Origin of the sequence: Scandinavium sp. (genome assembly GCF_032012665.1) — a bacterium.
Lineage (GTDB): Bacteria > Pseudomonadota > Gammaproteobacteria > Enterobacterales > Enterobacteriaceae > Scandinavium.
The window spans coordinates 1-23,709 of record NZ_DALZVG010000006.1 but is presented as its reverse complement, the minus strand read 5'-3'; the positions used below and the strand labels follow the sequence as shown (position 1 = coordinate 23,709).

General features: G+C 56.0%; 19 protein-coding genes. 11 read left to right on the top strand and 8 right to left on the bottom strand.

Annotated features, from left to right (window positions below):
- Positions 1 to 8: 8 nt before the first annotated feature.
- From RTU33_RS07210 to pntA, 4 genes are all read right to left on the bottom strand, one after another.
- A complete protein-coding gene (locus RTU33_RS07210) occupies positions 9 to 1,127 on the bottom strand; it encodes an S-(hydroxymethyl)glutathione dehydrogenase/class III alcohol dehydrogenase (protein ID WP_312626302.1) in 1,119 nt (372 codons plus the stop codon).
- 54 nt (positions 1,128 to 1,181) lie between these two features.
- Positions 1,182 to 1,820: a leucine efflux protein LeuE gene (gene leuE / locus RTU33_RS07205; RefSeq protein WP_312626301.1), complete on the bottom strand. Its 639-nt coding sequence runs from the start codon at positions 1,818 to 1,820 to the stop codon at positions 1,182 to 1,184.
- A gap of 107 nt (positions 1,821 to 1,927) precedes the next feature.
- Positions 1,928 to 3,316 carry a Re/Si-specific NAD(P)(+) transhydrogenase subunit beta gene (pntB, locus tag RTU33_RS07200; RefSeq protein ID WP_312626299.1) on the bottom strand — a complete coding sequence of 463 codons (1,389 nt, stop codon included), beginning with the start codon at positions 3,314 to 3,316 and terminating at the stop codon, positions 1,928 to 1,930.
- A gap of 10 nt (positions 3,317 to 3,326) precedes the next feature.
- Positions 3,327 to 4,856: a Re/Si-specific NAD(P)(+) transhydrogenase subunit alpha gene (gene pntA, locus RTU33_RS07195; RefSeq protein ID WP_312626297.1), complete on the bottom strand. Its 1,530-nt coding sequence runs from the start codon at positions 4,854 to 4,856 to the stop codon at positions 3,327 to 3,329.
- 525 nt (positions 4,857 to 5,381) lie between these two features.
- On the opposite strand from pntA, the gene ydgH reads away from it, so the two are divergent.
- The 3 genes from ydgH (at position 5,382) to folM (ending at position 8,649) form a co-directional block, all read left to right on the top strand.
- The gene (ydgH, locus tag RTU33_RS07190; protein WP_312626296.1) at positions 5,382 to 6,332 is read left to right on the top strand and encodes a DUF1471 family protein YdgH; all 951 of its coding nucleotides are present in this window, start codon (positions 5,382 to 5,384) and stop codon (positions 6,330 to 6,332) included.
- A gap of 176 nt (positions 6,333 to 6,508) precedes the next feature.
- Complete coding sequence (locus tag RTU33_RS07185; RefSeq protein WP_312626295.1) at positions 6,509 to 7,891, top strand: amino acid permease; 1,383 nt, start codon at positions 6,509 to 6,511, stop codon at positions 7,889 to 7,891.
- Between the two features lie 35 nt (positions 7,892 to 7,926).
- Positions 7,927 to 8,649 (top strand): dihydromonapterin reductase, encoded by a 723-nt coding sequence (gene folM / locus RTU33_RS07180; protein ID WP_312626294.1) that lies wholly within the window; start codon positions 7,927 to 7,929, stop codon positions 8,647 to 8,649.
- On the opposite strand, the gene RTU33_RS07175 is transcribed toward folM, so the two are convergent.
- Positions 8,646 to 8,981, bottom strand: coding sequence for a GlpM family protein (locus RTU33_RS07175; protein WP_312626293.1), 336 nt, complete (start codon positions 8,979 to 8,981; stop codon positions 8,646 to 8,648). The genes folM and RTU33_RS07175 overlap by 4 nt on opposite strands.
- A 125-nt stretch (positions 8,982 to 9,106) precedes the next feature.
- Here RTU33_RS07175 and rstA point away from each other — a divergent pair, with 125 nt between their 5' ends.
- The 3 genes from rstA to tus all read left to right on the top strand — a co-directional run bounded on the left by rstA (position 9,107) and on the right by tus (position 12,159).
- The gene (rstA, locus tag RTU33_RS07170) at positions 9,107 to 9,826 is read left to right on the top strand and encodes a two-component system response regulator RstA (protein ID WP_312626292.1); all 720 of its coding nucleotides are present in this window, start codon (positions 9,107 to 9,109) and stop codon (positions 9,824 to 9,826) included.
- A 23-nt stretch (positions 9,827 to 9,849) separates the two neighbouring features.
- The gene (gene rstB, locus RTU33_RS07165; protein WP_312626290.1) at positions 9,850 to 11,154 is read left to right on the top strand and encodes a two-component system sensor histidine kinase RstB; all 1,305 of its coding nucleotides are present in this window, start codon (positions 9,850 to 9,852) and stop codon (positions 11,152 to 11,154) included.
- A gap of 72 nt (positions 11,155 to 11,226) precedes the next feature.
- Positions 11,227 to 12,159 carry a DNA replication terminus site-binding protein gene (gene tus, locus RTU33_RS07160; protein ID WP_312626289.1) on the top strand — a complete coding sequence of 311 codons (933 nt, stop codon included), beginning with the start codon at positions 11,227 to 11,229 and terminating at the stop codon, positions 12,157 to 12,159.
- Here tus and fumC read toward each other — a convergent pair.
- Both fumC and fumA read right to left on the bottom strand, forming a co-directional pair.
- Positions 12,149 to 13,552 (bottom strand): class II fumarate hydratase, encoded by a 1,404-nt coding sequence (gene fumC / locus RTU33_RS07155; protein ID WP_312626288.1) that lies wholly within the window; start codon positions 13,550 to 13,552, stop codon positions 12,149 to 12,151. The genes tus and fumC overlap by 11 nt on opposite strands.
- Before the next feature lie 204 nt (positions 13,553 to 13,756).
- Positions 13,757 to 15,403: a class I fumarate hydratase FumA gene (fumA, locus tag RTU33_RS07150; RefSeq protein ID WP_312626287.1), complete on the bottom strand. Its 1,647-nt coding sequence runs from the start codon at positions 15,401 to 15,403 to the stop codon at positions 13,757 to 13,759.
- Between the two features lie 201 nt (positions 15,404 to 15,604).
- On the opposite strand from fumA, the gene manA reads away from it, so the two are divergent.
- Entirely contained in the window at positions 15,605 to 16,783 is a 1,179-nt protein-coding gene (gene manA, locus RTU33_RS07145) for a mannose-6-phosphate isomerase (RefSeq protein ID WP_312626286.1), read from the top strand.
- Positions 16,784 to 16,879: 96 nt separating this feature from the next.
- Positions 16,880 to 18,415: a YdgA family protein gene (locus tag RTU33_RS07140; protein WP_312626285.1), complete on the top strand. Its 1,536-nt coding sequence runs from the start codon at positions 16,880 to 16,882 to the stop codon at positions 18,413 to 18,415.
- 91 nt (positions 18,416 to 18,506) lie between these two features.
- On the opposite strand, the gene RTU33_RS07135 is transcribed toward RTU33_RS07140, so the two are convergent.
- The gene (locus tag RTU33_RS07135) at positions 18,507 to 19,532 is read right to left on the bottom strand and encodes a Mal regulon transcriptional regulator MalI (RefSeq protein WP_312626284.1); all 1,026 of its coding nucleotides are present in this window, start codon (positions 19,530 to 19,532) and stop codon (positions 18,507 to 18,509) included.
- A gap of 172 nt (positions 19,533 to 19,704) precedes the next feature.
- Here RTU33_RS07135 and malX point away from each other — a divergent pair, with 172 nt between their 5' ends.
- From malX to add, 3 genes are all read left to right on the top strand, one after another.
- Complete coding sequence (malX, locus tag RTU33_RS07130; protein WP_312626283.1) at positions 19,705 to 21,297, top strand: maltose/glucose-specific PTS transporter subunit IIBC; 1,593 nt, start codon at positions 19,705 to 19,707, stop codon at positions 21,295 to 21,297.
- A gap of 70 nt (positions 21,298 to 21,367) precedes the next feature.
- Positions 21,368 to 22,540, top strand: coding sequence for a MalY/PatB family protein (locus RTU33_RS07125; RefSeq protein WP_312626282.1), 1,173 nt, complete (start codon positions 21,368 to 21,370; stop codon positions 22,538 to 22,540).
- 98 nt (positions 22,541 to 22,638) lie between these two features.
- Entirely contained in the window at positions 22,639 to 23,637 is a 999-nt protein-coding gene (gene add / locus RTU33_RS07120) for an adenosine deaminase (RefSeq protein ID WP_312626281.1), read from the top strand.
- The last annotated feature ends 72 nt before the right edge of the window (positions 23,638 to 23,709 follow it).

Genomic DNA, 23,709 nt, shown 5'->3' with positions numbered 1-23,709 from the left:
CCTGCGCATCAGTTATCGCCGAAATGGATAACGGTGCGGATAGATTTACCTTCATGCATCAGATCAAAAGCTTTGTTGATCTGATCCAGCGGCAGACGGTGGGTAATGAACGGGTCGAGGTTGATTTTGCCAGCCATCGCATCTTCTACCATCCCCGGCAGTTGAGTGCGCCCTTTCACGCCGCCGAACGCCGAACCGCGCCACACGCGCCCGGTAACCAGCTGGAACGGGCGAGTTTTGATCTCCTGGCCTGCGCCCGCCACGCCGATAATGACGCTTTCGCCCCAGCCTTTGTGGCAGCATTCAAGCGCCGCGCGCATGACGTTCACGTTGCCGATGCACTCGAAGCTGAAATCAACGCCGCCGTCGGTCAGTTCAACAATCACGTCCTGCACCGGTTTGTCGTAATCGTTCGGATTGATGAAATCGGTCGCGCCCATTTCACCCGCCAGCTTAAATTTTTCCGGATTGGTGTCGACGGCAATGATGCGGCCCGCTTTCGCCTGAACGGCTCCCTGAATTACCGCCAGGCCAATCCCACCAAGGCCGAACACGGCCACGGAATCACCCGCTTTCACTTTAGCAGTATTGTGCACTGCCCCAATTCCAGTGGTGACGCCGCAGCCCAGCAGACAAACTTTGTCGAGTGGCGCCTGCGGGTTCACTTTCGCCAGAGAAATTTCCGCGACAACGGTGTACTCGCTGAAGGTGCTGGTGCCCATGTAGTGGTAAATCGGTTCTCCGTTCAAGGAGAAACGCGTAGTGCCGTCCGGCATCAGGCCTTTGCCCTGAGTCGCACGCACGGCCTGGCAAAGGTTAGTTTTGCCGGATTTGCAGAACTTACACTCGCGGCATTCCGCTGTGTACAACGGGATAACGTGATCGCCCGGCTTCAGGCTGGTGACGCCTTCGCCGACTTCAACCACAACGCCACCGCCTTCATGGCCTAATACCGCCGGGAATACGCCTTCAGGGTCGTCACCGGAGAGCGTGAAGGCATCCGTGTGGCAAACGCCCGTGTGGGTGATCTTAACCAGTACTTCGCCCTTCTTCGGCGGCGCGACGTCGATTTCGACAATTTTCAGCGGCTGGCCCGGGCCAAACGCAACTGCAGCACGTGATTTCATCTTCCGTCTCTTCCCTTGTTGTCAGTTATTTTAAATACGATGGTAGCAGAGCTATTAAGATTGTAACGATGCCAGGCGCGCGGCGAAGCCCACAAACACCAGGCCAATCAGGCTGTTGCCAAGCTTCACCAGTTTCTTGCGGCTACCCACAAAGCGGGTCACCAGCGTGCCGGACACAATCAGGAAGCTGAGATAGATAAAGCTCACCGTCTCCAGCGTAACGCCCAGGATCAGGAACGCCAGCCCCGGCGTACTTGAGTTCACGTCGATAAACTGCACGAAGAACGAAACGTAAAACAGAATGGCTTTTGGGTTAGTCAGGCTCAGCGTCAGGGCGCGCTTAAAGATGGTGCTGCGCTGTTCGGCATGGTGCGCGTGCTCGCCGCCCTTCTGTTTGATGACCGCCCACAGCATTTTTATGCCGAGATAAAGCAGATACAACGCGCCGAGATAACGAACGATGTTAAACAGCACTGGCGTCGTTTTAATGAGCGTGGCAACGCCCGCGTACGAAAGAAACATCAGCACCGCATCGCCGATAAATACCGCCAGCGCAGCGAGGTAGCCTGTACGAATGCCGTACGCTGCCCCGGTTTTGAGCACAAAAAAGGTATTTGGCCCAGGCACCAGAATGATAAAAATCGCGCCCACCAGGTAGGTCCAGTAATTCAGTACGCCAAAATCCGCAAACACGCCGTTCTCCCTTCACCGTTGTTTTCAAATGTGACGGCCATCATAACAAAAAAGCCGCCTTCCTTTCACGGGAAGACGGCTTTAAGCGCACAAACCTGTAAGCCGATTTACAGCGCTTTCAGAATCGCATCCACGCTGGCTTTAGCATCGCCAAACAGCATGTGGGTGTTCTCTTTGAAGAACAGCGGGTTCTGAACGCCTGCGTAGCCGGTGTTCATGGAGCGCTTGAACACGATAACGTTCTGCGCTTTCCATACCTCCAGCACCGGCATACCGGCAATCGGACTCTTCGGATCGTCAAGGGCCGCCGGGTTCACGGTGTCGTTGGCGCCAATGACCAGCACGGTGTCGGTATCGCGGAAGTCGTCGTTGATTTCGTCCATTTCCAGCACGATGTCATACGGCACTTTCGCTTCCGCCAGCAGTACGTTCATGTGCCCTGGCAAACGCCCCGCTACCGGGTGAATGCCGAAACGCACGTTGATGCCACGTGCGCGCAGCTTCTCGGTGATTTCAGCCACCGGATACTGCGCCTGAGCCACTGCCATGCCATAGCCTGGGGTGATGATCACCGAATGCGAGTTTTTCAGCATCTCAGCGGTCTCTTCAGCGCTGATTTCACGGTGTTCGCCCACTTCTTCGTCTACACCGGTGGAAGAGCCGTCAGTACCGAAACCACCGGCGATGACGCTGATAAACGAACGGTTCATCGCCTTACACATGATGTAGGACAGGATCGCACCCGACGAACCAACCAGCGCACCGGTGACGATCAGCAGGTCGTTGCTCAGCATGAAGCCCGCTGCCGCCGCTGCCCAACCGGAGTAGGAGTTCAGCATGGAAACCACTACCGGCATATCCGCCCCGCCGATAGACGCCACCAGATGCCAGCCAAACGCCAGCGCGATAACGGTCATGATCAGCAGCGCCAGCACCTGCAGCCCTACGCTTTCGGTGCGCACAAACACCACCAACAGCAGGAAGGAAACCACCAGCGCCGCGAGGTTCATTTTGTGACGGTTTGGCAGCATCAGCGGCTTAGAAGAGATCTTGCCGCGCAGTTTACCAAAGGCCACGATAGAACCAGTGAAGGTCACCGCACCGATGAAGATGCCGAGGAACACTTCCGTCAGGTGAATGTTCACCAGAATCGGTTCCAGACCCGGCTCGTGATACAGATAGCTGTTAAAGCCCACCAGCACCGCTGCCAGACCCACGAAGCTGTGCAGCACCGCTACCAGCTCCGGCATTTCGGTCATTTCGACGCGTTTTGCCAGGCGAATACCGATTGCGCCGCCAATGATCATCGCAACAATTATCCACGCCACATTGCCGGTATCCGGCCCGAAAATAGTGGCGATCAGCGCGATCGCCATCCCGGCGATACCGAAATAGTTGCCCTGCTGAGACGTTTCATGTTTCGAAAGCCCGGCCAGGCTGAAAATAAACAGGATCGCGGCAACAATGTATGCAGCTGTAACTAATCCTCCAGACATGTGCTACCCCTTACCCTTTGCGGAACATTTTCAGCATGCGCTGAGTCACGGTGAAGCCACCGAAAATATTGATGCTGGCGATCAGCACGGCGATGAAGCTCAGGAAGCTTACCCAGCCGCCGTGACCAATCTGCAACAGCGCCCCGACCACGATGATCCCTGATATCGCATTCGTGACCGACATCAGCGGCGTATGCAACGCATGAGAGACGTTCCACACTACGTAGTAACCCACCACGCAGGAAAGCGCGAACACGGTGAAGTGACCGAGGAACTCTTTAGGTGCGACATCGGCAAGCCAGCCGAACAGGATAATCGCCAGCGCCATCAGGGCGTATTTGCGCCACGGTGAGGCTGGTTTTTTCTCTTCAACCGGGGCCGCTTCAGCTTTTGCCGCCGCTTTGGGCTGTGCGGAAACCTGAATCGGTGGCGCAGGCCAGGTGACTTCACCTTCGCGCACGACGGTTACGCCGCGGATCACCACGTCGTCAAAGTCGATGATGATATTGCCGTCTTTCTCTTTGCACAGCAGCTTCAGCAGATTCACCAGGTTGGTGCCGTAGAGCTGGGATGACTGCGTTGGCAGACGTCCAGCCAGGTCGGTATAGCCAATCACCTTCACGCCATTGGCCGTGGTGAAGACTTCACCAGGCACGGTATATTCGCAGTTGCCGCCGTTCTGCGCGGCGAGATCGACCACCACGCTGCCCGGCGTCATGGAATCAACCATTTCTCGAGTGATTAACTTCGGTGCCGGCTTGCCCGGAATCAACGCCGTGGTGACGATGATATCGACCTCTTTTGCCTGCGCGGCAAAGAGCGCCATTTCTGCTTTGATAAACGCTTCGGACATCACTTTGGCATAGCCATCGCCGCTACCCGCTTCCTCTTCGAAATCGAGTTCGAGGAATTCCGCGCCCATACTCTGAACCTGTTCTTTCACTTCCGGACGGGTATCAAAGGCGCGCACGATGGCACCAAGGCTGTTAGCCGCGCCAATGGCTGCAAGACCGGCAACGCCTGCGCCAATCACCATGACTTTAGCTGGCGGAACCTTACCGGCGGCGGTGATTTGCCCGGTGAAGAAACGCCCAAACTCGTGGGCTGCCTCAACAATCGCACGATAACCGGCGATGTTCGCCATCGAGCTCAGGGCGTCGAGGGACTGCGCGCGCGAAATGCGCGGCACGGAGTCCATCGCCATCACGTTGATATTACGTTCGGCCAGTTTTGCCATCAGATCCGGATTTTGCGCCGGCCAGATAAAGCTAATAAGCGTGGTGCCCGCGTTCAGCCGTGCAATTTCGGTATCGGTTGGGGCATTGACCTTCAGAATAATGTCAGATTGCCAGATGGCTTCTGCGCTAACGACTTCCGCACCTGCCTCGGTAAAAGCACGATCCTCGAAGCTCGCAAGCTTCCCGGCCCCGCTTTCTACGGCCACCGTAAACCCAAGCTTCAGCAACTGTTCCACCGTTTTCGGCGTGGCTGCAACGCGGGTTTCCAGGGCCAGCGTCTCTTTTGGTACCGCAATACGCATAGTTTTCCCTTCCATCGAGTGTAATGATGGTTTGTTGTCTCATCGGGTTCCGTCACTAAGAGCATCAGCTTTCGAAGAGGCGAAGCACCCGCAATAAATAAAACAGTAACAAACTTTCTATAACCTACTGAAAATAACGGCTGTGATCCACAGCCCGTAAACAGTAATTTTGATTTTATTAGGGAAAAGTCACTTTCACTGCGCTCAGGCAGCAATATTTACCTGATTTTGTCAGGCAGGCCTGATAATTCGCTTAAGCGAAGCGGTAAAACATGATTATTCTCGGCGATGTTACCGCATTTTAACATTACATTAACTTATAAAAGCTATCATGATTATCGGTTTTACTGGTCAACTGCCCATTTCTGCAACATATCATGAAAAGTTATCGCGCGAGTCTCCGCAGGTCGCACAAGATGAACAAAATCACGCAGACAGTGATGCAGATTAAATGCAATAATCATCGGCGTTTTAGTCACTAACAACTACCAGCATCTGGTTTGCGCAAGGCGAAGGATTATTTTTATGAAGCTTAAGAACACCCTCCTGGCGTCCGCTCTTCTCTCCGCAACGGCATTCAGCGCCTTTGCTGCCACCGAGCTAACGCCGGAGCAAGCGGCGGCCCTCAAGCCGTACGATCGTGTCGTGATCACCGGTCGTTTTAATGCAATTGGTGACGCTGTAGATGCCGTTGCACGCAAAGCCGATAAAGAAGGCGCAGCATCTTTTTACGTCGTTGATACCTCTGATTTCTCCGGCAGCGGCAACTGGCGCGTCACCGCAGACTTCTATAAAGAAAATGCGCCAAAAGCCGATGTGGTTAAAAACCGTATGATCGACGGCGTGATGGAGTTGCCAAAGGATCAGGCGGCGCTGATTGAGCCTTTCGACACCGTAACCGTACAGGGCTTCTACCGCAGCCAGCCTGAAGTGAACGAGGCCATTGCCAAAGCAGCGAAAGAGAAAGGCGCGGCCTCCTTCTATATTGTTCGCCAGGTCGATGCAAACCAGGGCGGCAACCAGCGCATCACGGCTTACGTTTATAAGTCAGACGCGAAAAAACGTGTCGTCCAGAGCCCGGACGCTATTCCAGCCAACTCTGATGCAGGTAAAGCCGCTATTGCTGCGGGTGGAACTGCCGCCGCGGCTGTGGAAATCCCAGGCGTGGCCTCCTCTTCTACCGTAGGCTCCAGCGAAGGCGTCGGCCGCTTCTTCGAAACGCAGTCAACCTCAGGCGGACGTTACAGTGTCACACTGCCTGACGGCACAAAAATCGAAGAGCTGAACAAAGTTGCTGCCGCGCAGATGGTGCCTTTCGATAGCGTTCAGTTCACCGGTAACTACGGCAATATGACCGAGATCTCCTACCAGGTAGCGAAACGCGCAGCGAAAAAAGGTGCGAAGTTCTATCACATTACTCGCCAGTGGCAGGAACGCGGTGGCAACATGACCATCAGCGCCGATCTGTACAAGTAATCCCCTCTTTATGTCCTGAAAGGCAGCTTCGGCTGCCTTTTTTATTTTTTTCTGCCCACGCGCATTGCATGCCTGCACCTCTCTCCGTAAAATCGCGCGCCATAGCGCAATCCTCCATGATTATGCGTTTTTACCAAATAAATATTCTGGATTTTAGTTCCTTCAACAGGATGCCCATGGAAAAGAAACTTGGCCTCAGTGCACTGACCGCCCTGGTACTTAGCTCAATGCTCGGCGCTGGCGTATTCAGCCTGCCACAAAACATGGCCGAAGTGGCCAGCCCGTCAGCATTGCTTATCGGCTGGGCAATCACCGGTGTCGGCATTTTGTTCCTTGCTTTCGCGATGCTGCTGTTAACCCGCATTCGCCCGGATCTGGACGGCGGCATTTTCACTTACGCCCGCGAAGGGTTTGGCGAGCTGATTGGATTCTGCTCCGCCTGGGGCTACTGGCTGTGTGCAGTGATCGCCAACGTCTCCTATCTGGTGATCGTCTTTTCAGCGCTGAGCTTCTTTACTGATACACCAGAACTTCGCCTGTTTGGCGACGGCAATACCTGGCAGGCGATGATCGGCGCTTCCGTACTGCTGTGGGTCGTGCATTTTCTCGTGCTGCGCGGGGTGCAGACGGCGGCAAGCATCAATCTGGTCGCGACGCTGGCAAAGCTGGTTCCGCTCGGCCTGTTCATTGCATTAGCCGCAATGGCGTTCAAAAGCGAAACGTTCAGCCTCGATTTCAGCGGCGTGGCGCTGGGCGTTCCCGTTTGGGAGCAAGTGAAAAACACCATGCTGATTACCCTGTGGGTGTTTATCGGCGTGGAAGGCGCCGTGGTCGTTTCTGCCCGCGCACGGAATAAAAACGACGTAGGCCGAGCAACATTGCTGGCCGTGCTTTCCGCACTCAGCGTCTACCTGCTGGTGACGCTGCTGTCGCTCGGTGTGGTGCCTCGCCCGGAACTGGCTGAGCTGCGTAACCCATCAATGGCGGGCCTGATGGTGCGAATGATGGGCTCCTGGGGTGAAGTGGTCATTGCCGCAGGGCTGATTGTGTCGGTGTGCGGCGCGTACCTGAGCTGGACAATCATGGCCGCAGAAGTGCCTTATCTGGCCGCCACGCACAAGGCGTTTCCGCGCGTGTTTGGCCGTCAGAATAAAAACAATGCTCCGGCTTCTTCGCTGTGGCTGACCAACATCAGCGTGCAGGTTTGCCTGATCCTGATTTGGCTCACCGGCTCGGATTACAATACGCTGCTGACCATCGCCTCCGAGATGATTCTGGTACCCTATTTCCTCGTCGGCGCATTTCTGCTGAAGATGGCGACCCGACCGCTGCACAAAACAGTGGGTATCGGGGCCTGCATTTATGGCTTATGGTTACTGTATGCTTCCGGCCCGATGCACCTGCTGCTTTCCGTAGTACTTTATGCACCTGGCCTGCTGGTGTTTATCTACGCTCGTCATACGCACCAGTTGGATAACATGCTCAAACGCCGTGAAATGGCGATGATTGGTCTGTTACTGGTTGCCGCAATCCCGGCAACGTGGATGTTAGTGGGGTAAGGCACTTGCCCCATCGCGACGTTAAGGAGAGAACGATGGGAAAAAGCCTGACCCGCCCCGTCCTGATTACCGGAGGAGGCCGCCGCATCGGCCTCGCCCTTGCCCACCATTTTCTGAATCAGCAGCAGCCGGTGATCGTCAGCTACCGCACGCGATATGACGCGATCGGCGTGCTGGAAAAAGCCGGTGCACGGTGCATCGCTGCCGACTTCTCAACCGATGAAGGCATTCTTGCTTTCGCTGACGCCGTCAAATCTCATACCGACGGACTGCGGGCAATTATCCATAACGCCAGCGCCTGGATTGCCGAAAAACCGGGCATCTCCCTGAGCAACGTCATGCAGCAAATGATGCAGATCCACGTTAACGCGCCCTATCTGCTGAACCACGCGCTGGAACCGCTCTTACGCGGCCATGGCCATGCGGCAAGCGATATCATTCACTTCACCGATTACGTAGTCGAAAAAGGCAGCGACAAGCACATCGCCTATGCTGCCAGCAAAGCCGCGCTCGATAATATGACCCGCTCATTTGCCCGCAAGCTTGCGCCGGAAGTGAAAGTGAATGCGATTGCGCCTGCGATGATCCTGTTCAACGAAACGGATAACGCTGAATACCGCCAGAACGCGCTGAATAAATCGCTGATGAAGGTTGCGCCCGGCGAGAAAGAGATCCTCGATCTGGTGGATTACCTGCTCACCAGCTGTTACGTCACCGGACGCTCGTTTGGCGTCGACGGTGGTCGCCCTCTGCGCTAGTGAAACCGGCTCCAGAGCGCAATCAGCAGCCAGGCGCTGAGACTCCAGCACACCACTGCGCCCGCCAGCGCCAACGGCAGGCGCAGAAATCCGGTGAAATACCAGAGCGAAAGCAGATAGAGAAAATAAGGAATGATTGACCACATCCCAAATACGATAGTCGTGCGCAGCGCCTCAGTGCCCCGCTCACTGGCGACAATATAATGGGCAATCAGAGCAAAAGTCGGAAATAAAGGAATCAGTCCGGCAATATAATAATTCTTCGTTTTTGCCAGTACGCCGATCAGTAACACCACCAGCGCGCCCAGCACCGCTTTAATCAGTAACCCCATGACTCAGCCTGAAATTTATCTCATGAATGCGTTGAGGATAACGGAAGTTACATTGTTTATGAAAGATTAATAGCACCCTACAGAACGGCGGTGTATTTTAGCTTTTTTCGTCGCGCTGAATGGTTATGAATAAGATCGTTTTTGTGGAAGACGATCCGGAAGTCGGATCGCTGATTGCCGCTTATCTCGGTAAACATGATATGGACGTTATCGTTGAACCCAGGGGAGATCGCGCCGAAGAAGTGGTGCTGCGTGAACAGCCCGATCTGGTGCTGCTGGACATTATGCTGCCCGGTAAAGACGGGATGACCATTTGCCGCGATCTGCGTGCCCAGTGGCAAGGGCCTATCGTACTGCTGACCTCGCTCGACAGCGATATGAACCACATTCTGTCACTGGAAATGGGCGCAAGCGATTATATTCTCAAGACCACGCCGCCGGCGGTACTGCTCGCCCGTCTGCGCCTGCATTTGCGCCAGCACGTTGTCGCGCCGATGAGTGAAAAATCTGCTTCCGGCCTTACGCCACACAAAGCCATTCGTTTTGGCTCGCTTTCCATCGACCCCGTTAACCGTCAGGTTCAGCTGAGCGGCACCAACGTTACGCTCTCGACGGCTGATTTTGACCTGCTGTGGGAGCTGGCTACCCACGCCGGGCAAATCATGGACCGCGACGCGCTGCTGAAAAATCTGCGCGGCGTAACCTACGACGGTATGGATCGCAGCGTGGACGTTGCCATTTCTCGCCTGCGCAAAAAGCTGCTCGACAGCGCTACCGAGCCATACCGTATAAAAACCGTGCGTAACAAGGGCTACCTTTTCGCGCCCCACGCCTGGGATAACTGATTTTTGCCGTCACGGGGCCAGAAATGAAAAAGTTGTTCGTGCAGTTTTATCTGCTGCTGTTTGTCTGCTTTCTGGTCATGACCATGCTGGTCGGGCTGGTGTATAAGTTCACCGCCGAACGCGCAGGCCGACAGTCCCTTGACGACCTGATGAAGAGTTCGCTGTACCTGATGCGCAGCGAACTGCGAGAAATTCCACCCCGCGACTGGAGCAAGACGCTCAAAGAGCTCGACCTCAATCTCTCCTTCGATCTGCGCATTGAGCCGCTGAACAAATTCCAGCTGGCGGAAAGCTCCATGGAGCATTTGCGCCGCGGCGATATTGTCGCGCTCGACGATCAGTACACCTTTATCCAGCGCATTCCGCGCAGCCACTACGTGCTCGCCGTCGGCCCCGTGCCGTATCTCTACTATCTGCACGAGATGCGGCTATTGGACGTAGCGCTGCTGGCGTTTATCGCCGTCTCGCTCGCCTTCCCGGTGTTTATCTGGATGCGTCCGCACTGGCAGGACATGCTACGCCTCGAAACGGCAGCTCAGCGCTTTGGCGAGGGCCACCTGACCGAACGTATTCACTTTGACAGCATGTCGAGCTTCGAGCGGCTCGGCGTGGTATTCAATCAGATGGCCGATAACATTAATGCCCTGATTGCCAGTAAAAAACAGCTGACGGACGGCATTGCCCACGAGCTGCGCACGCCGCTGGTGCGCCTGCGCTATCGGCTTGAAATGAGTGAGAATCTGACGGATGCCGAATCTCAGGCGCTGAACCGCGATATCGGCCAGCTTGAAGCGCTGATTGAAGAACTGCTGACCTACGCACGCCTCGATCGTCCGCAGAACGAACTGATTCTGACCACGCCGGATCTGCCCGCATGGATAACGTCCCACGTTGATGACATTCAGACCGTCAACCCTCAGCGCGACGTGACGCTGGTGCAGCTGACACGGGGCGATTACGGCGCGCTGGACATGCGTCTGATGGAACGCGTTCTGGATAACCTGGTGAACAACGCCATGCGCTACAGTCGTCAGCAAATACAGGTAAGTCTTTCCCTGCTCGCCGGGCGCGCCACGCTGATAGTGGATGACGACGGTCCTGGCATTGCTCCAGATGAACGCGAACGCGTGTTCGAGCCGTTTGTGCGCCTCGACCCTAGCCGCGATCGTGCCACTGGCGGCTGCGGTCTGGGCCTGGCGATTGTGCACTCCATTGGCCTTGCGATGTCCGGCGAAGTCACCTGCGACGCAAGCCCACTCGGCGGTGCGCGTTTTTGCTTCAGCTGGCCGGTATGTCATCAGGTCAGCACCACCATCGCCGCTGCCTGACCGAACGTTGCACAATGCCCGATACGGCGCTACAGTTAAAACAATTAGGATGTTGTAACTAATGAGAGCGCCATGGCCGATTACGATCTGATTGAACGCCTGACCACCACCTTTCGCCAGATGGAACACGAGCTGCTGGAACTGCAGCAGATGCTGGCCGACAGCCATCTGCTTACCGCCCGGGTGTTTGAGCTGCCGGAAGTGAGTAAAGAGAAGGAACACGATCCGCTGTCGAACATTGCGGTCACCCAGCACCTGGGAGAAACCGCACGGCAGATGGCGCTCAGACACTTCAGCCACCTGTTTATTCAGCAGCAGTCGGAGCACCGCAGCAGCAAGGCCGCCGTGCGCCTGCCAGGCGTAATTTGTTTACAACCCGGTACAGACCAGCTTGCGGCGCTGGAGAGCAGGATCGGTAGCATCAACGCGCTGAAGGCGGCATTTGAGCATATGGTGACCGTTGAATCGGGCCTGCCTTCTGCCGCCCGTTTTGAATGGGTGCATCACCATCTTCCCGGCCTGATGACGCTCAGTGCCTATCGCTCACTGACGCTGCTGCGCGATCCGGCGACAATCCGCTTCGGCTGGGCAAACAAACATATCATTAAGAACCTGACTCGCGATGACGTGCTTAAGCAGCTGGAAAACAGCCTGCGTTCGCCGCGTTCAGTGCCACCGTTCACGCGCGAGCAGTGGCAGGCGAAGCTCGAGCGGGAATATCAGGATGTCGCTGCGCTGCCGCAGAAAGCGAAGCTAAAAATTAAGCGGCCGGTGAAGGTGCAGCCGATCGCCCGCGTGTGGTATGCCGGACAACAGAAGCAGGTGCAGTACGCCTGTTCCGGTCCGATGATCGCGCTGATATCCGGCACGCGGGGCGTCAGCGTGCCGGACGTCGGGGAATTACTGAATTACGACGAAGATAAAATCCAGTATCGCTACAAACCCGAGGCGCAGTCGCTGGAACTCATTATTCCGCGTCTGCACCTGTACGTGGCTAGTGACTGAGCTTCATGCTGCCGACCATTGCTTCCGGGCGCACCCATTCGTCAAATTCGGCTTCCGTCAGGTAGCCGAGCTTTAAAGCCGAGGCCTTCAGCGTCAGCCCTTCCTTATGCGCCTTTTTGGCAATTTCTGCCGCCTTATCGTAGCCAATATGGGTATTGAGCGCCGTCACCAGCATCAGTGATTCATTAAGCAGCTGATCGATACGCGCCCGGTTCGGCTCGATGCCTGCCGCGCAGTGCTCATTGAAACTCTCCATACCGTCCGCCAGCAGGCGCACAGACTGGAGGAAATTATGAATCACCATCGGGCGATAAACGTTCAGTTCAAAGTTCCCGGACGCGCCGCCCATGTTCACCGCCACGTCATTACCCATTACCTGACAGCACAGCATGGTCATCGCTTCGCACTGCGTCGGATTCACTTTCCCCGGCATGATCGAGCTACCCGGCTCATTTTCCGGAATCGACAGTTCACCAATACCACAGCGCGGCCCCGAAGCCAGCCAGCGAACGTCATTGGCAATTTTCATCATCGATGCCGCCAGCCCTTTCAGCGCACCATGCGCATGAACCAGCGCATCGCAGGTTGCCAGCGCTTCAAACTTATTCGGCGCAGTCACAAACGGCTGACGGGTGATGGCCGCCAGCTCCTCAGCGACGCGCTTTGCGTATTCCGGATGGGTGTTCAGTCCGGTCCCGACCGCCGTGCCGCCAAGCGCCAGTTCACTAAGATGCGGCAGCGTGAGCTCAATATGCTTCAGGTTATGTTCCAGCATCGCCACCCAGCCTGAAATTTCCTGACCCAGCGTCAGCGGCGTGGCATCCTGCAAATGGGTACGTCCGATTTTCACGATGTCCGCGAAGGCGTGAGATTTATTGCTCAGGGTTTTCTTCAGCACCTGAAGCTGTGGGATCAGATGTTCGCGCAGGGCAATGACCGCCGCGACGTGCATCGCCGTCGGGAACACATCGTTCGAACTCTGGCTTTTGTTGACGTCGTCGTTAGGGTGAATTTTGCGTTCCATACCGCGTACGCCGCCGAGCAGCTCGCTCGCACGGTTCGCCAGTACTTCATTCATATTCATATTGCTTTGGGTACCGGAACCGGTCTGCCAGATAGCGAGCGGGAACTCATCGGCGTGCTTTCCGGCGAGCACCTCATCTGCGGCGCTCACGATGGCATTGGCTTTTTCATCCGACAGCAGCTGCAAATCCTGGTTCACCTTGGCGGCGGCGCGTTTGGTCAGCGCAAGGGCAGCGATCAGCGAGACGGGCATTTTTTCAGTAGAGATGCGGAAATGTTCGAGCGAACGCTGAGTTTGCGCCCCCCAGAGTTTGTCGGCTGGCACCTCAATCGCGCCCATGGAATCGCTTTCGCGGCGATGGGTAGTCATGTCTTACTCCTTGATAACACAGTGATGTGAATGGCCTTGCTCACAGGGCTTCAAAGAATAAAGTATTGATGACTTCAGGAATCGTGCATGGCGCTTTGTGCGCTCTTTTATTTGTCTCTGGATTGCCCGGCGGCGGCACAGCCTTACCGGGCCTACAAAACCTCATGCAGGCCGGGTCAGCGTTAGCGCCACCCGGCAACAGGGTTATTTCACACAGGCAGAGCACTGGCCGGATTTAATCTGCTGGAAGAAGTCGTTCCCCTTATCGTCCACCAGAATGAACGCCGGGAAATCCTCCACTTCGATTTTCCAGATAGCTTCCATCCCCAGTTCCGGGTACTCGACGCACTCCAGGCTCTTGATGCTGCCCTGCGCCAGCACGGCTGCCGGGCCGCCGATACTGCCGAGGTAGAAGCCGCCGTGCTTGTGGCATGCGTCCGTCACCTGCTGGCTGCGGTTGCCTTTAGCCAGCATGATCATGCTGCCGCCTTCAGACTGCAGCTGATCGACGTAAGAATCCATACGTCCTGCCGTTGTCGGGCCGAGAGAACCGGAGGCATAGCCTTCAGGCGTTTTCGCCGGGCCCGCGTAGTAAATAGGGTGATCTTTGACGTACTGCGGCAGCCCTTCACCTTTGTCCATACGCTCTTTAAGCTTCGCATGGGCAATGTCGCGCGCCACGATAATAGTGCCGTTCAGCGACAATCGCGTGGAAACAGGGAAATCAGAAAGCTGCGCCAGGATCTCTTTCATTGGGCGATTCAGATCGATGCGTACAGCCTCGCCCTCGCCTGCGTTGCGTAATTCTTCGGGGATGTATTTCCCCGGATTGTGCTCAAGCTTCTCAATCCACACGCCTTCGCGGTTGATTTTCGCTTTGATGTTACGGTCTGCGGAGCAGGAAACGCCCATGCCAATTGGGCAGGATGCGCCATGGCGCGGCAGGCGGATCACGCGAATATCGTGGGCGAAATACTTGCCGCCAAACTGCGCGCCAAGGCCCAGGTTCTGCGCTTCCACCAGCAGCTCCTGCTCAAGCTGAATATCGCGAAAAGCCTGACCATGCTCGTTCCCTTCGGTTGGCAGGCCATCGTAGTATTTGGTCGACGCCAGCTTCACGGTTTTCAGAGTAGCTTCTGCGGAAGTCCCGCCAATCACGAAGGCAACGTGGTACGGCGGACAAGCCGCAGTGCCAAGCGTACGCATTTTTTCGACCAGGTAGTTTTTCAGCTTCGCCGGGGTGATCAGCGCTTTGGTTTCCTGGTAGAGATAAGTTTTGTTAGCAGAGCCACCGCCTTTGGCGATGCACAGGAATTTGTACTCGTCGCCATCCACGCTGTAGAGATCAATCTGCGCCGGCAGGTTGGTGCCGGTGTTGACCTCTTTGTACATATCCAGTGGCGCATTCTGCGAATAGCGCAGGTTGTCTTCGGTGTAGGTTTCATACACGCCGCGAGCGAGGGCGGCTTCGTCACCGCCGCCGGTCCAGACGCGCTGGCCTTTTTTACCGACGATGATCGCCGTGCCGGTATCCTGGCAGGTCGGCAGAATGCCTTTGGCCGCAATATCCGAGTTACGCAGGAACTGCAGCGCCACGTATTTGTCGTTTTCGCTGGCCTGCGGGTCGCTGAGAATATCCGCCACCTGCTGCTGGTGCGCCGGGCGCAGCATGAATGAAGCATCGTGGAAGGCGTGCTTAGCGAGCAGCGTCAGCGCCTGCGGGTCAACTTTGAGGATTTGCTGGCCTTCGAATTCGGCCATGGAGACGTGATCTGAGCTGAGGAGATAGTATTCAGCGTCATCCTTTTTCAGTGGAAAAGGATCCTGCCAGACAAAAGGTTTATTCGACATTGTGCTCTCACTTACGACATTGGCTGATTATTATCGGGCAACTTTCCGTTCTGCCCAGGAGAAAAGCGAGTCCGCATATCCTACACAATTTTTTAACAAAAACTGAGACAAGGACGACTTTTTCCCTGAGAAGGTGACTTCTGCGCGGTTTTATTGGTTTAATACGGGCAGTTAATTTCCTTATGAATACAGGGCTTGATAATGCAAAAACTCATCAACTCAGTGCAGAACTACGCCTGGGGCAGTCATACTGCGTTAACGGAACTCTACGGCATCGCCAATCCGGACAATCTGCCAATGGCAGAGCTGTGGATGGGCGCGCACCCGAAGAGCAGCTCAAAAATCACCGATGCCAGCGGTCAGACCCGCAGCCTGCGCGATGTGATCGACGCCGATAAAGCCACCCTGCTGGGGCGTAACGTCGCTGAGCGTTTCGGCGAGCTGCCGTTCCTGTTCAAAGTTCTGTGCGCCGACAACCCGCTGTCGATTCAGGTGCACCCAAATAAGAAAGCCTCCGAAGAAGGGTTCACCAAAGAAAACGCCGCAGGTATTCCACTGGATGCTGCCGAACGTAACTACAAAGATCCGAACCACAAACCGGAGCTGGTTTTCGCCCTCACCCCGTTCCTTGCGATGAACGCCTTCCGTGAGTTTTCCGATATCGTTTCCTTGCTGCAGCCCGTCTCTGGCGCACACGCCTCGATTGCGCATTTCTTACAGGAGCCCAACGCCGAACGCCTGAGCCAGCTGTTCGCCAGCCTGCTCAATATGCAGGGCGAAGAGAAATCCCGTGCGCTGGCCGTGCTGAAAGCGGCACTGAACAGCCAGCAGGGCGAGCCGTGGGAAACCATCCGCTTTATCGCCCAATTCTACCCGGATGACAGCGGCCTCTTCTCTCCGCTGCTGCTGAACGTCGTGAAGCTCAAACCGGGTGAAGCGATGTTCCTGTTCGCTGAAACCCCGCATGCCTATTTGCAGGGCGTGGCGCTTGAGGTGATGGCGAACTCCGATAACGTTCTGCGCGCGGGCCTGACGCCGAAATACATCGATATCCCGGAGCTGGTCGCCAACGTGAAGTTTACGCCAAAACCGGCCGCAGAACTGCTGACGCAACCGACTAAGCACGGCGCTGAGCTGGACTTCCCTATTCCGGTCGACGATTTTGCCTTCTCTTTGCATGACCTCACAACTCAGGGTGCCGACGTGGCTCAGCAGAGCGCGGCAATTCTGTTCTGCCTGGAAGGCGAAGCGGTGCTAAGCAAAGGCGAACAGCAGCTGGTGCTGAAGCCAGGCGAATCTGCATTTGTGGCCGCAAATGAGTCACCGGTCCGCCTGAGCGGCGTCGGTCGTGTCGCCCGCGTTTATAATAAGCTTAAGTAAATACTGAAGATCTGAGGAACTCTTGCTAAGCTTGAGGTTGCCTTACGACATCACAGGCGGTTGATTCCGCCTGTTTTCATTTTATGGACAAACGCTATGAAAAAATCGCTGGTTGCAGTTGGCATTATTGTGGCTTTAGGAGTGGTATGGACCGGGGGCTCCTGGTACACGGGTAAACAACTGGAAGGTCGTCTGGCCGATATGGTGGCGCAGGCAAACGCACAGCTGGCCAGCACCGCGCCGGAGGCGGGTATTCAGCTTGCGTATCAGAACTACCAGCGCGGCGTGTTCAGCAGTCACTTACAGATGGTCGTGAAGCCCGCTGACGGCGCGAAAAGCAGCTGGCTGAAGCCGGGGCAGACCGTCGTTCTGGATGAAAATGTGTCTCACGGCCCCTTCCCGCTGGTCTCGCTGAAGTCATTCAACCTTGCGCCAGCAATGGCGACCGTCAACTCTCAGCTGGTGAACAACGACACCACCAAACAGCTGTTTGACCTGGCCAAAGGCCAGTCGCCGTTCGATATCAGCACCCGCATTAGCTATGCCGGTGACACCCGTTCAGACATCAACCTCAAGCCGCTGAACTACGAAAAAGGCGAAGAGAAAGTCGCCCTCAGCGGCGGTGACTTCAAACTCGATGCCGACAAAGACGGCAACGTCTTCTCACTGAACGGTAACGTTGAAAGCGGCGTGATTAACGCGGTCAACGAGTACAACCAGAAGGTCCAGCTCACCTTTAACAACCTCAGGACCGAAGGCGACAGCAAGCTCACCTCTTTTGCTGAGCGCATTGGCAATCAGAAAGTCACCCTCGATAAAGTGTCGGTCGGCGTGGAAGGTAAAGAGCTGGCGCTGCTTGATGGCATGACGCTTGACGGCAAATCCGCACTTTCTGATGACGGCAAAAAAATTAACACTTCGCTGGATTACACCCTCAACAGCCTGAAGCTGCAGGGGCAGGACATGGGCAGCAGTAAGCTGGCGCTGAAGGTCGGTCAGATTGACGGCCAGTCCTGGCATCAGTTCAGCCAGCAGTATAACGGCGAAGTCCAGGCGCTGCTCGCGCAGCCGGGCATGATGGATAACCCGGAAGTGTACCAGCAGAAGGTGACCGAGGCGTTCTTCAGCGCCCTGCCGCTGCTGCTGAAAGGCGAACCGGTGATCACCATCGCGCCGCTGAGCTGGAAAAACAGCAAAGGCGAAACCACCTTTAATCTTTCGCTGTTCCTGAAAGATCCGTCTACGGCGACCGTTGCCCCGCAAACGCTGGCGCAGGAAGTCGATCGCAGCGTGAAGTCGCTCGACGGTAAGCTGGTGATCCCGATGGACATGGCGACGGAATTTATGACGCAGGTGGCGCGCCTGGAAGGCTATCAGCAGGCCGATGCAGAAAAGCTGGCGAGCCAGCAGGTGAAAGGCCTGGCGGCAATGGGCCAGATGTTCCGCATCACCACTCAGCAGGACAACAACATTCAGACCAGCCTGCAGTATGCCAACGGCCAGGTGACGCTCAACGGGCAGAAGATGCCGCTGGCGGATTTTGTCGGCATGTTTGGCGTACCTGACGTGGCGATTCCTGCCCCGCAGGGAGATGCCGCACCGGCCCTGCAGGATCAGTCCGCACAGCCTTAACCGCCCGCGGATTTCCCGGAGCCACCGGCAGATAGCCAGGATTGATCGCTCCCATAAACAGCAAACCGGCTGCATGATGCAGCCGGTTTTTTTATATCTGTTTGACCAGCCGCGGCGGCATGATCTGATTTCGCGTGGAGCTTTTACCGTCCACAATACGCTGCAGCATTCGCTCCGCAACGCTTTGCCCCATCTCTCTGGCTGGAGTAATTGCCCAGCTCATTGGCGCGTCGTCCAGGCTTGCCTCCGGCACTTCTGCGAAAGCGGCAAGCGCAATTCGCTTATCGTAGTAATCGACAACTTCATCGCCGCTTTTCCAGCCCGCACGCATCAAACCGAGCCATGCACCCATCGCCACTACGCTGTTGTAGCAAACCACGGCGGTAATGGTCGGATTATGGCGCAGCAGCGTCGTCAACGCCTGTGACGCCTGTTTTTGCGTGGCTTCACACTCGATAACCCATTCACTGTGGAACGGCAAACCGAATTTCAGCAGCGTGGCACAGTAGCCGCCAACGCGTTCTGCACGTGTCAGCGACGCACTTTGCCCGCCAATCCAGGCGATGCGCTGATGGCCTTTGCGAATAAGATGTTCGGTCAGCATTTGCGCCGCCTGCATGTTGTCCGGGCGAATTAAATCGACGTCGTCGAGATAGCTTGCCCGGGAAGCGAAGACCAGCGGCACGCCGTTCTCTTCAGCCTTATCGCGCAGTTCCGCACCTCTGTCCACCGCCCCGGCAATCACCACACCGTCTACGCCCTGTGAGACCAGCGTGTCAAAGCGCTGAAGCATATGTTCGCCCTTGCGCCCGCCCTGGGTGAGAAACACCATTTTGCCCCGGGACTCCAGCGCCTCAATCATCCCGGCGGCAAGCTCTGCGTAAAATGGCGCACAAAGATCGCCAACAATAAGCCCAATCACGCCCGTTTGTCCGCCGCGCAGCGAGGCCGCCTGGCGGTTACGCACAAAGCCAAGTTGTTCTATCGCCTGGTTGACGCGCTCACCGGTGGCAATCGAGATACGCCCTTTACCGCTTAATACCAGCGATACGGTGGCCACGGAGACCCCCGCCGCCTGTGCGACATCGTTGATGGTGACTTTTTTTGCAATGGCCATGCGCCGATGCCACTCCCGTGTAGCGATAAAACGTTTTATCAATGGGTTATATTTATAAACCTTATTATCGTTTGATTATGTGATTTTGCTCGCACTAAAATTAGGTAAAACGTTTTATCTTTCCGCTGCATTCTACAACTACAACAGTTTTATCGGGACAAGGAGTCGTTTTATGACGGCGAAAGCAGCACCTAAGACCACCGTCTGGGAATTTTTCCAGCAGCTGGGTAAGACCTTCATGTTGCCAGTGGCACTTCTCTCTTTCTGCGGGATCATGATGGGGATCGGCAGCTCGCTGAGCAGCCATGACGTCACCACGCTACTGCCGTGGCTGGACACTCCGTTCCTGCAGGCGCTCTTCATGTGGATGAGCAAAATGGGCTCGTTCGCCTTCAGCTTCCTGCCGGTGATGTTCTGTATCGCCATCCCGCTGGGGCTGGCGCGCGATAACAAAGGCGTCGCGGCATTCGCGGGCTTTGTGGGTTACGCAGTGATGAATCTGTCGGTCAACTTCTGGTTGACCGCGAAAGGTATTCTGCCGACAACAGATGCGGCTATCCTGAAAGCCAACAACATCCAGAGCATTATTGGTATCCAGTCCATCGATACCGGTATCCTGGGTGCGGTAATTTGCGGCGTTATTGTGTGGATGCTGCACGAGCGTTTTCACACCATTCGTCTGCCGGATGCGCTGGCATTCTTTGGCGGCACCCGCTTTGTGCCAATCATCACCACCCTGGTGCTCGGCCTGGTCGGTCTGGCTATCCCGCTTATCTGGCCTTTCTTTGCTAAAGGCATTAACGGCCTGGGCTATGTGATTAACAGCGCGGGCGAATTCGGGCCAATGATCTTCGGTACCGGTGAACGCCTGCTGTTACCGTTCGGCCTGCAGCATATTCTGGTTGCCCTGATTCGCTTCACCGAAGCGGGCGGCACCATGGACGTCTGCGGTCATTCCGTCAGCGGCGCGCTGACTATCTTCCAGGCGCAGCTGAGTTGCCCGACCACTCACGGCTTCTCTGAAAGCGCCACCCGCTTCCTGTCTCAGGGGAAAATGCCTGCCTTCCTCGGCGGCCTGCCGGGTGCGGCACTGGCGATGTACCACTGTGCTCGTCCGGAAAACCGTCACAAAATTAAAGGGCTGCTCATCTCCGGCGTGATTGCCTGCGTCGTGGGCGGGACTACAGAGCCGATTGAATTCCTGTTCCTGTTCGTGGCTCCGGTATTGTTTGTTATCCACGCGCTGCTGACCGGCCTTGGCTTCACTGTGATGGCTGTTCTGGGTGTGACCATCGGTAACACTGACGGCAACGTCATCGATTTCGTGGTATTCGGGATCCTGCACGGCCTGGCCACCAAGTGGTATCTGGTGCCGGTTGTTGCGGCTATCTGGTTTGCGGTTTACTACGTTATCTTCCGCTTCGCCATCACCCGCTTTAACATCAAAACGCCGGGCCGGGATATCGAAACTGCGTCCAGCGTAGAAAAAGCGGTCGCAGGCGTGACCGGGAAATCCGGCTACAACACCCCGGCGATCCTCGCTGCGCTCGGTGGCGCGGAGAACATTTCCAGCCTCGACAACTGCCTGACCCGTCTGCGTCTGTCCATTGAGGATATGAGCAAAGTTGACGCTGATGCGCTGAAAGCCAACCGCGCTATCGGTGTGGTTAAGCTCAACGAGCACAGCCTGCAGGTTGTGATTGGGCCGCAGGTTCAGTCGGTAAAAGATGAATTATCCTCACTGATGAGCCCTGTTCAGGCGTAAATCCCCTTTCCCCCTTCGTCCTGGAGGGGGAAAATGTGTTATTCCTCGTTTGACCGAAATGGAGTTTCCCATGTTTGATTTCTCAACGGTTATCGATCGCCACGGCACCTGGTGTACCCAGTGGGATTACGTTGCCGACCGCTTTGGCACCGCCGATTTGCTACCCTTCACCATCTCCGACATGGATTTCGCCACCGCGCCTTGCGTGCTGGAGGCCATCAGCCAGCGTCTCAGCCACGGCGTGCTCGGCTACAGCCGCTGGAAAAACGATGAGTTTCTCGGTGCAATCCAGCACTGGTTCCGCAAGCGTTTCGACAGCATCATCGATACCGACCATATCGTGTACGGCCCGTCGGTTATCTACATGGTTTCGCAGATGATCCGTCAGTGGTCCGACGAAGGCGACGGCATCGTGGTGCATACCCCCGCTTACGATGCCTTCTACAAAGCCATTGAAGGCAATAAGCGCAATATCGCCGCCGTGCCGCTGCACCACACCGGCGAAGGCTGGTTCTGCGATATGGCGCTGCTTGAAAGCGTTGTTGCAGAGCCACGCAACAAAATTCTGCTGCTGTGCAGCCCACATAACCCGACCGGCAAAGTGTGGACGCGCGAAGAGCTGAGCACGATTGCCAGCCTGTGCCAGAAGCATAACGTCAAGGTTATCAGCGACGAAATTCATATGGATATGACCTGGAACGGGCGTCGCCATATTCCCTGGTGCGAGGTGGCGCAGAACGACTGGGCACTGTTTACCTCCGGCTCGAAAAGCTTCAATATTCCAGCCCTTACCGGAGCTTACGGGCTGATTGGTGAACAATCCTCCCGCGACGGATACCTGAATGCCCTGAAAGGCCGTGACGGGCTCTCCTCGCCATCGATTCCGGCGGTTATCGCACACATTGCCGCCTACGAAAAAGGTGAATCCTGGCTGGATGCCCTGCGGGATTATTTGCAGGAAAATATGCGCTATATCGCCCACGAGCTGAATACCGCTTTCCCGGAACTCAACTGGCAGCCGCCAGAGTCGACTTACCTGGCGTGGATTGATTTACGCCCGCTACACGTTGACGACAAGCTACTGCAAAAAGTACTGATTGAGCAGCAAAAGGTCGCCATCATGCCAGGATATACCTACGGAGAAGAAGGTAACGGTTTTGTACGTCTTAATGCCGGGTGCCCACGCAGCAAACTTGAGAAAGGCGTTCAGGCGCTGATTAACGCACTGCACGCCGTCCGCTGATTCTGTTGCGCAACAGAGTTTTTCGTTGCGCAAAATAGCTTTTAGCGCCGTTTTGGCTTTATAATGTGTCGCACTTTACCTAAAAAAAGAGTGCGACCATGATTCATAAAGACCTGCCCCTGACAGACATTCACCGCCACCTTGATGGCAACATTCGCGCACAAACCATTCTCGAACTCGGTCGCCAGCATAATATTGCCCTGCCTGCTGACTCGCTGGACGCGTTGCGTCCGCACGTGCAGGTTACCAGCCTTGAACCCGATCTGGTGAGCTTCCTCAGCAAACTCGACTGGGGGGTCAAAGTCCTGGCCGATTTAGACGCCTGTCGTCGCGTTGCATGGGAAAACATTGAAGACGCTGCCCGCAACGGCATTGATTACGTCGAGCTGCGCTTCTCCCCACGCTACATGGCAATGGCCCACAATCTGCCCGTTGCTGGCGTGGTGGAAGCTGTGATCGCCGGCGTGCAGGAAGGCTGCCGTGATTTCCCGGTAAAGGCAAACCTGATTGGCATCATGAGCCGCACTTTTGGCGAAGCCGCCTGCGAACAGGAGCTTAATGCCCTGCTTGCCCACCGCGATGGCATTACCGCGCTCGATCTGGCGGGCGATGAACTCGGTTTCCCGGGCAGCCTGTTCCTGAATCATTTCAACCGCGCACGCGATGCAGGCTGGCGCATTACCGTACACGCCGGCGAAGCCGCTGGCCCGGAAAGCATCTGGCAGGCGATTCGTGAACTGGGCGCGGAGCGCATCGGTCACGGCGTGAAGGCCGTTGAAGATCCTGCCCTGATGGATTTCCTCGTTGAACAGCGCATCGGGATTGAATCCTGCCTGACCTCCAACATTCAGACCAGCACCGTAGCAGAGCTGGCGCGTCATCCGCTGAAAACATTCCTCGAGCACGGCGTGCTGGCCTCGCTGAATACCGACGATCCGGCAGTTCAGGGCGTTGATCTGATTCATGAATATGAGGTTGCGGCTCCGGCAGCAGGTTTGTCGGCGGCACAAATTCGCCAGGCGCAAATTAACGGGCTGGAAATCGCGTTTCTTTCGGCGCAGGAAAAACAGGCGCTGATGAAGAAAGTACAGGCGTAAAAAAGCCGGGAGAATGTCCTAATGCTGGTCACTTAAGGTGATCAGCAGTTTTTCTCACCGGGTATTTCTGGG